We start from the raw sequence: 2,661 nt of genomic DNA, 5'->3' as shown, positions 1-2,661 counted from the left end.
CCATTCTCACGAAAGAAATACGTTCCCACTCGAGGGGTGCCAAAAATCCGCATTTATGCTCGCCCAAATTGGGAAAGTCCTGTAGTTGCCTTAGGCAATGCTGACTAAATATCGAATTCACGGCATCGGCCACGTAGCCATGAGGCTTTGTGGGGTGCGAAAAAGACTAATCAGCGCTGCCTTAGGTCACCGGCGCGGGATTAAACAGAACCAGCGCGTTATGCAGCTGCAGCTTCTCCGCACAGGTCTCTCTCCGGCCGCTCGCAACTTCGAGCATCATCCTGAACAACTCCCAACCTACATCTTCGATGGAAGACTCGCCGGTCGCGATCGTCCCGGCGTTGATGTCCATCAGATCGTGCCAGCGGCGCGCCAGATCGGAACGCGTCGCGACCTTGATCACCGGCACTTCCGCGAGGCTGTACGGCGTGCCGCGACCGGTCGTGAATACATGCAGGTTGATCCCCGCCGCCACCTGCAGCGTGCCGCAAATAAAATCGCTGGCGGGCGTGGCCGCGTAAATCAACCCCTTTTGCCTGACCTTCTCACCCGGCGACAACACACCCGAAATCGCCGAGTTACCCGACTTGATGATCGACCCCATCGCCTTCTCGACGATATTCGACAATCCGCCCTTCTTGTTCCCCGGCGTCGTGTTCGCGCTGCGATCGGCGCTGCCGCGTTTCAGGTAATCGTCATACCACTGCATTTCGCGGATGATCGCTGCCGCCACCTCCGGATTCGCCGCGCGGCTCGTCAGCTGATCGACGCCGTCGCGCACTTCTGTCACCTCGGAGAACATCACGGTCGCGCCCGCGCGCACGAGCAGATCGGTAGCGAATCCGACCGCCGGATTCGCCGTCAACCCGGAAAACGCATCGCTGCCGCCGCACTGCACGCCGATCACGAGGTCGGAGGCCGGGCACGTCTCGCGACGCCGGTTGTTCAATCGGCTGAGGTGATGCTCGGCCATCTTCATGATCGACTCGATCATCGACTGGAAGCCGACGTGCTCCTCGTCCTGCAGCACGACGACATCGCCGTTCGCATCCGCGCCGGAATCGCCGATGTCGGCGACGTCGTCCGCAGCAGTCGTCGCGATCGGGATCGTGCCCGGCGGCATCAGGCGTTCGGGCTGCAGCTTTTCGCAGCCGAGGCTTACCATCATCACCTCGCCGCCGAAGTTCGGATTCAGGCTGATATTGCGCACGGTGCGGATCGGCACCATTGCGTCGGGCGCGTCGATCGCGACGCCGCACCCGTAGGTATGGCCGAGGCTCACGACATCGTCGACATTCGGAAAGCGCGGCAGCAGTTCCGCCTTGATGCGCGCGACCGCGTGCTGAACGACGTCGGCGACGCATTGAACGGTCGTCGTGATCGCGAGGATGTTGCGCGAGCCGACCGTGCCGTCCGCGTTGCGATAGCCCCTCGAACGTGAAGCCTTCGAGCGGCGCCATCTCCGGCGGCTTGACAGTCGCGATCGGCAGGCCTTCCAGTCCCGGCGGGCTCGGCATGCGGATCACGTGCTCGTTGATCCAGCTTCCCTTCGGCAAATTCTTGAGCGCATAGCCGATCACCACGTTATAGCGGATGACTTCGTCGCCCTCGGCAAGATCCTTCAGCGCGACCTTGTGGCCCTGCGGCACGCGCTCGCGCAGCGTCAGACCGTCGGCGAACGTGGCGCCTTCGGGCAAGCCGCCGTCGTTGACGACGATCGCGACGTTGTCCTGCGGGTGAACGCGAATGTAAAGGGGCAACTGGCTCATTTCATCCTCGGAGCGGCAGGTGGAGAAGTACATGGGTAATCATGTGCGATCCTATGATCGACCAAAACTCGAGCAGTCTAGGACGTGGTGAGTAACAGTTCATACACCCGCAGTCGCTATGAAAACCGAATCGGCGCCGGTGGGCGCCGCCTGACAAGCTAGCCGACATCCTGAGATGCCGGACCTAACCCCTCGTCTTACTTGACCCCAGGGCTCACTGCCACCAATTGCGGTTCGAGCATCCGGTCGCCGCTTCTCGCCAGCCAGCACACTACACACGCGGCGATGATATCGAACACTGCGAGGACGACAAACAGCGGGCTGTAACCGACCTGTGTGACCAATACGCCGAACAGCGCCGTGAACGCCGCAGCTCCCAGGTAACCCGCCATGCCGCCCATGCCCGTGGCGGTCGCAACTTCGTTCTTGCCGAACACGTCGGACGTAATCGCATACAACGCACCCGACAAGGTCTGATGGGCGAACCCGCCGACACACAGCAGTGCAATAGCCGCGTAAGGGCTGGCCACCAGTCCGACGCATGCCGGCCCGACCATGCACAGTGCGCCGAACACGAAGACCATCTTGCGCGACGTGAACAGCGAGACTTTCGCGTACTTATGGAACAGCGGACTGAGGTAGCCGCCGAGCACGCAACCAATGTCCGCAGCCAGAAAAGGCATCCACGCAAACAGCGCAATTTCCTTCAGGTTCATGTGCCGCTCGGTCATCATGTAGAGCGGAATCCAGGCATTAAAAGTCTGCCAGGCCGGCTCGGACAGTATCCGGGGGATGCCGATCGCCCAAAAATTGCGGCTGCCGATCATTTCGGTCCACTTTCGCTTGGAGACGCCCACGTCGCTGTGCTTGGCCTCCTGCCCACTGAGGATGT

General features: G+C 61.3%; 1 protein-coding gene and 1 pseudogene. Both read right to left on the bottom strand.

The genetic code is table 11. The features are described from left to right. Window positions 1-181: 181 nt before the first annotated feature. A pseudogene (gene garD, locus AWB81_RS41895) lies at window positions 182-1,769 on the bottom strand (galactarate dehydratase). Between the two features lie 197 nt (window positions 1,770-1,966). Then, window positions 1,967-2,661: MFS transporter (locus AWB81_RS41890; RefSeq protein ID WP_144444369.1), on the bottom strand; the 695-nt coding region annotated here is incomplete at its 5' end.

It is taken from the genome of Caballeronia arationis (assembly GCF_001544975.2).
GTDB lineage: Bacteria > Pseudomonadota > Gammaproteobacteria > Burkholderiales > Burkholderiaceae > Caballeronia > Caballeronia arationis.
The sequence above is the reverse complement of the archived record's forward strand: the minus strand, read 5'-3'. Positions and strand labels throughout refer to the sequence as shown.